The sequence below is a fragment of the Clostridium sp. DSM 8431 genome (assembly GCF_900116755.1).
Taxonomy (GTDB): domain Bacteria; phylum Bacillota; class Clostridia; order Clostridiales; family Clostridiaceae; genus Clostridium.
The window spans coordinates 1-6427 of sequence record NZ_FPBY01000183.1; the positions used below are offsets into that span (position 1 = coordinate 1).

Consider the following 6427-nt stretch of genomic DNA (forward strand, 5'->3'; position numbering starts at 1 on the left):
CTTCATGTGGCTCTATTAAAAAAGATTTAAAACTTAGTGATAGAATATACAAGTGTTCATGTGGTTTAAATATAAACAGGGACTATAATGCAAGTATTAATCTTAGTAGATATAAATTAGCAATTTAATCACCTAAAAGATATTGCTAATATGTAGGGGGCGTTGTACCCGAATTTACGCCTTTGGAGTGTCATATCAAACTAGAGTAGTCATAGATTTTTTCAAGACAAAATAGGACACGTTGAATAAGGAATTAAACATACTTTATAAAGTTTTATAAGGTTTTGGCAACGGTATAGATTATGCAGCAATACAAAAAAGAATTTATAGAATTTATGGTTGAATGTGGAGTTTTAACATTTGGTGATTTCGTTACTAAGAGTGGAAGAAAAACACCTTTTTTTGTTAATACAGGAAACTATAAAACAGGAAGCCAATTAAAAAGATTAGGAGAATTCTACGCTAAGGCAATTAAAGAACATTTCCCAGATGATTATAATATAGTTTTTGGACCAGCTTATAAAGGAATTCCACTAAGTGTAACTACTACTATAGCTTTATCAGATATGTACGGCATAGATGTGAATTACTGTTCTAATAGAAAAGAAGTAAAGGATCATGGAGATAAAGGAATACTTCTTGGAAGTCCAATTAAAGATGGAGATAGAGTTCTTATAGTTGAAGATGTTACAACAGCAGGAACTTCAATTTATGAAACAATGCCATTATTAAAATCACAAGGTAATGTAAATGTTGAAGGTTTAATAATTTCTGTTGATAGAATGGAAAGAGGTAAGACAGAAAAATCAGCACTTACTCAATTAAGAGAAGAATTTGGCTTTAAGACTTGTGCAATAGTTACTATGGAAGAAGTTAGAGAGTATCTTTATAATAAAGAGATAAACGGAAAAGTATTAATAGATGATGAAATAAATAGTAGAATAGATGCATATTATGAACAATATGGAGCTAAGGAAAATTAATATAATATAGGTGAAAAGATGTCTATAGAATTAAGTTATTCTATGGACATCTTCTTTTGTTTATATCTGTATTATGAATAAAAGTGAAAATTCTTATTTAAGTATGAATTTTAAATAACTTGTTTTTTGGAAAATAGTTATTAAATTATAAATTTAAATAGAAATTATTAAAGAGATTTTTTTAAATCATATAAAGTACGAAAAATAAAATACGATGTATTAATAGAGAGAGTTATGTAATATTGGAGGAAAATATGGTTGAAAAGGAAAAAATAAAACAGAATCGCTTTATGAAGAAGCAAATAAGAAGTTAATCTTTATTAATTACTTTTTTGCTTTTATAGTAGCTGCAACATATGTATATTATGGAATCAGCGAAAAAATACCGGCAGGAGTTTGTATTTTTATCAGTGCTTTAGTTCTTATTGGAATGGCTGGGATAACATATTTATATAATAAGAATAAATCTGATACGAGGCTTAAATATTATATGTTTATAATATTTTATATTGCATGGAGTCATATATTAATATCTAATAACGATATATTAACATATGCTTTTGCAGCTCCATTTATATTAACATATGCGTTATATGCTGAAAAAAGAATGATTAATATTGCAACTATATCAGTGATTATTACATTATCAATAAAAACATTTTTAGACGTTAAAGAAGGATATTTAACTGAAAATAGTCTATCATATATAGTTATGTTTTCAGTAATGTCACTATTCTTTGCTAGTGTTTATTCTGTTACTGGAATGTTTATTAAGAATTTAGATAAAAGTAGTCAAGATCTTGAAAGTATACTAGAGGCAAAAGAAAAGCAAGAAAAAGTGGCACAAACTGTAGAGGGTATATTAGAAAAAGTATCAATAAGTGGTGCAGCTATAAGTAATATAATGAATGAAATTGGACAATCATCAACAATAGTTTCTAATGCAATAGAAGAAGTATCTAAAGGTGCTAAGGAAACATCTGATGAAATACAAAATGAAACTAATCACATAAATAATATAAAAGTGAAAATAGATGATTCTGTTAATGCTTGCAACTTAATGGATAAGTCCTTTAAAGACACAGAAAATGTAGTTAATAACGGAGTATCTATTGTAAATGAATTAAATAACGAAACTAAAATCTTATCAAAGGATTCAAGTGAAGTTAATATATTAATGAAGGAACTTCAAGGAGAATCAGAAAAGATTGCAGATATCGTAGTATTAATTTCAGATATAGCTGAACAGATAAATCTTTTAGCCCTTAATGCATCTATTGAAGCTGCAAGAGCTGGAGATGCAGGAAAAGGATTTGCTGTTGTTGCTTCAGAAGTAGGAAATTTAGCAGAAAGTTCAAAGCAGTCAACAGAAGAAATTTCTAATATAATTAAGAGTTTAGTTGAAAAGGCTGATAAATCTTCAGAGGTAGTTGAAAAACTTAATAATAGTACTATTAATCATAGTAAATTAGTTTATGAAACTAATGAAGTATTTAATAGTATAAGTAGTAATATAACTGAAATAATGGAGAAAAACACAAGTGTTAAATCTACAATTAAAGTAGTTTCAGAAGCAAATAAAATTATTTCTGATTCAATAGATAATGTTTCTGCAATATCAGAAGAAACTCTTGCTAATACACAAAATACAGTAATTATGTCAGAGGAACATATAAAACAAGCACAGAAAGCAAGTGAACTTATGATAGAACTAGAAAAATTAAGAAAATTATAATTTCAAGAAAAAATATAAAGTTTTTTGTAGAAATAACGATAATTTTAATAGTCTTTTTTATTGAAATATATATCTTAGGGAAAATCACAATGCATCGTATATATTTTCATAATTATAGATTAATTGTATACTTCTTTTATTATTAGCTGCCATATAATTTATGGCAGCACTTTTTTAATGCACAAGAAAATATAAAATTTTTTTGATGTTAAACACTGATTTTGACTGGATTTCTCATATGGAAGTTATCAAATGCATTAAAAAATAATTGTAGGCCGCAAAAGAACCTAAAAGCAAAATAATTAAATTGTATTTTAATATGAAATTATTTTACTTTTAGAACTTTTTGCATGGCAAAACAAAGCTGCCTCCTGCGCTGAAAAGTGTGGCGTCAGCCACTTTATTCTGCTATAATTATAAAAAACATAACATAAGGAAGATTATATGAGAATAAATAAGTTACTAAGCAATTATGGAATATGTTCAAGAAAAGAAGCTAGAAAGCTTATAGAGGATAAAAGAATAATAGTAAATGGAGAGCTTTGTATTCAAGGACAGTGGGTAGAAGAAACTGATGATATTTTACTTGATAATGAAAAGCTTAAGCCAAAAGAAAAAGTATATATAGCTTTTAATAAACCTAGAGGTATAACATGTACAAGAGCTGAAAGTGTGGAAAATAATATAAAGACTTTTATAAACTATCCAGACTATATTTTTCCTGTAGGTAGACTTGATAAGGAGTCGGAAGGGTTAATATTATTAACTAATGATGGAGATCTTGCAAATACCATATTAGAAGCTGAAAATATGCATGAAAAAGAGTATGTAGTGAAGGTTCATAAAGAATTTGATGATGATTTTTTAAAGAATATGTCTTCAGGAGTTAAAATATTAGATACTGTAACAAGACCATGCAAAGTAGAAAGAATAGATGAAGTTACTTTTAAAATTATACTTACTCAAGGATTAAATAGGCAGATAAGAAGAATGTGTAAAGCCTTTGGATATAATGTAGAAAGTTTACAAAGGGTTAGAATTTTAAATATAGAGTTAGCTAATATTAAATTAGGAAAGTGGAGATATTTGAGGCATGAAGAACTACAGTATCTTAAGGATAAAATAAATGAAGCAGGTATATAAAAAAGTATACCTGCTTTTATTAATTCTTCTGAGTTTCAAAAATGTGCTTCCAATATCTTTTTGGCATCATTTGCCTTTGTAATCTTAAATTCTTTCTTTCTTCAATATCAGTAGCTTTATAAAAGACAGACCAGAGATTTTCAAACTCTTTATCAGAATCTGATTTTATGAAATCTTCAGCTTGGGATTTAGTGAAATTTATAATTATGGCCGATTCTTTATTATACACAAGGGCAGTTTCTCTTTTGAGATCGTGAATAATAAAGTTCTGATCTGAAAATCTTTTAGTAAAGTGATTAATGAGTATAGGAAGAATATTATGGTCCGGTTCTATAGAAGAATAGAAAGTTAAAGGTCCTATTTCTTTAAATCTAATAAAACCTGAAAGTATATGAGCTTCATGGCTTACTTTTCTTTTATATTTATCAATAAGGATAATAATATCATTATTTTTTGCTAAGTTTATAGAAGATCCATATTTATAGCACAGTTTAAGATAGTTTAAGATTAAAGTATCACTTCCAGCAATATCACTTAAATAAACCAAATAAACATTTTGTAAAATATCTTTGCTAAGTTTGTTTAAAATACTATCATAAACACGTTCAAATTTATCTTCTTCGGTCTTTATATGAATTATTTCATTAAGTAAAGATGGTATATAATCTTTTTCCTTTGTAATATAGCATTTTGAACTTTGGCTATATGAATAAAATATAGCTGTTAATAAACCTTCAAAAGTATTGTCATATATAAACTCTTTCAAAATTAACTTTCCTTTCTAAATTTCACCGTTTAATGCACTTGATTTATCATCTAAAAGCAGAAGGGGATTCTTCTTTGATAATATTCCGCTTTTAGTTTTTTCATATTGTGTATCAATGCTGTCAAAGAGACTTAGTTGCTCACTATTATCATCTAAATAATTTAAATCAAATTTTGGAGTTAAAGCTTTTTTGATTTTTACTTCATCAAAGGCAACACTTCCATAGTATTTTCCCTTACACGTTATAAAATACTGAGCTCTTTTTAAAACTATTCCAAGTTTCTTTAAATCAGCAAAATCAAGAGAACCTATTCTTCTTGCATTTACTATTTTTTGAGCTCCTCTAATACCTATGCCTGGCACTCTTATAAGAGTTTTATAACTAGCTTTATTAATTTCTACAGGAAATTTTTCTATGTTATTTAAAGCATAAGTTGTTTTGGGATCAAAGTTAACATCAAAATTAGGATTTTTATCATTTAAAAGCTCAGAAGATTTAAATCCATAAACTCTTAATAGCCAGTCACCTTGATAAAGTCTATGTTCCCTAAGAGTTGGAGGATTAATAAGCTTTGGTAAATCTTTGCCTTCGTTAACAGGTACATAAGCTGAATAATAAACTCTTTTTAGATTGTAAGTTTTATAAAGATTTTCACTAAGATTTAAAATATTCATATCACTTTCTGGTGATGCACCTACAATCATTTGTGTACTCTGTCCACCAGGCACAAAAAGAGGTGATGATTTGAATTTTCTTCTTTCATCTATATTTTGAGTAATATTACTTTTTATTAGACCCATAGGTTTTAAGATTGCACTTTTATCTTTGTCTGGGGCTAAAAGTTTTAATGATTTTGATGAAGGAAGTTCTAAGTTAATACTCATTCTATCAGCAAGGGAACCTGCTTTTTTTATGAGTTCTTCACTACAACCAGGAATAGCTTTTAAGTGAATATAACCTCTAAAATTATGAACATTTCTTAGTTTCTCTACTATATCAACCATTCTTTCCATAGTGAAGTCAGGATTTTTAAAAATTGCAGAACTCAAAAATAAGCCTTCAATGTAATTACGTCTGTAAAAATTCATAGTTAAGTTTACTACTTCATCAGCAGTAAAGGCTGCACGCTCTACATCGTTGGATTTTCTGTTTATACAGTAAGAGCAATCATAGATGCAATAATTAGTAAGTAGAATTTTAAATAGAGATATGCATCTACCATCTGGCGTAAAACTGTGACAGATTCCAGCTGAGGCTGCACTTCCAAGCTCTCCTTTTTTTCCTTGTCTTTTTGAACCAGAAGATGAGCAGGAAACATCATATTTTGCTGAATCACTTAAGATTCTTAATTTTTCACTTATTTCCATATCAATCACCATCTTTTTAATTTCTAAAGATAGTATACCCCAAAATAGGAATGAGAACAAGTGTTCTCGTAAAAATTTTATTAGTATATATGTGAAAAATATCCTTGAACCCTGAATAAATCAAATATTTGAGCTTATTAAAAATTATTTATATAATGGATATAACAAATAAAAGGAGGAAGTCTATAGTTAATGAAAAAGTGTACAAATGTGTTTGAAAATGTTAATATGTACCCGAGAGGTGAGATTAACATGAATAAACATTTAACTAATTATAAACCTAAAGACTTTGCAGAATTACTAGGTGTAAGTGTGAAAACTTTACAACGTTGGGATAGAGAAGATATATTAAAAGCCAAAAGAACTCCAACAGATAGAAGGTACTATACTTATGACCAGTATTTAGAATTTAAAGGTATCAGTAATATTACT

Annotated in this window: 7 protein-coding genes; 5 read left to right on the forward strand and 2 right to left on the reverse strand. The window is 27.7% G+C overall.

All coding sequences use genetic code 11. From position 1 onward, the window contains the following. The 4 genes from BM384_RS14495 to BM384_RS14510 all read left to right on the forward strand — a co-directional run. Positions 1-128: zinc ribbon domain-containing protein (locus BM384_RS14495; RefSeq protein ID WP_139232132.1), on the forward strand; the 128-nt coding region annotated here is incomplete at its 5' end. Between the two features lie 174 nt (positions 129-302). Continuing rightward, positions 303-983, forward strand: coding sequence for an orotate phosphoribosyltransferase (gene pyrE / locus BM384_RS14500; RefSeq protein WP_090014624.1), 681 nt, complete (start codon positions 303-305; stop codon positions 981-983). A gap of 490 nt (positions 984-1473) precedes the next feature. Further along, a complete protein-coding gene (locus BM384_RS14505; protein ID WP_175537403.1) occupies positions 1474-2718 on the forward strand; it encodes a methyl-accepting chemotaxis protein in 1245 nt (414 codons plus the stop codon). A 444-nt stretch (positions 2719-3162) separates the two neighbouring features. Beyond that, positions 3163-3861 carry a pseudouridine synthase gene (locus BM384_RS14510; protein WP_090014627.1) on the forward strand — a complete coding sequence of 233 codons (699 nt, stop codon included), beginning with the start codon at positions 3163-3165 and terminating at the stop codon, positions 3859-3861. A 19-nt stretch (positions 3862-3880) separates the two neighbouring features. Here BM384_RS14510 and BM384_RS14515 read toward each other — a convergent pair whose 3' ends face one another. Then, the gene (locus BM384_RS14515) at positions 3881-4627 is read right to left on the reverse strand and encodes a TIGR03915 family putative DNA repair protein (RefSeq protein ID WP_090014629.1); all 747 of its coding nucleotides are present in this window, start codon (positions 4625-4627) and stop codon (positions 3881-3883) included. A 15-nt stretch (positions 4628-4642) separates the two neighbouring features. Beyond that, positions 4643-5995 carry a putative DNA modification/repair radical SAM protein gene (locus tag BM384_RS14520; RefSeq protein ID WP_090014631.1) on the reverse strand — a complete coding sequence of 451 codons (1353 nt, stop codon included), beginning with the start codon at positions 5993-5995 and terminating at the stop codon, positions 4643-4645. 252 nt (positions 5996-6247) lie between these two features. Between BM384_RS14520 and BM384_RS14525 the strand changes: the two genes are divergently transcribed. Next, a partial coding sequence (locus BM384_RS14525) for a MerR family transcriptional regulator (protein ID WP_139232133.1) occupies positions 6248-6427 on the forward strand: 180 nt, incomplete at its 3' end.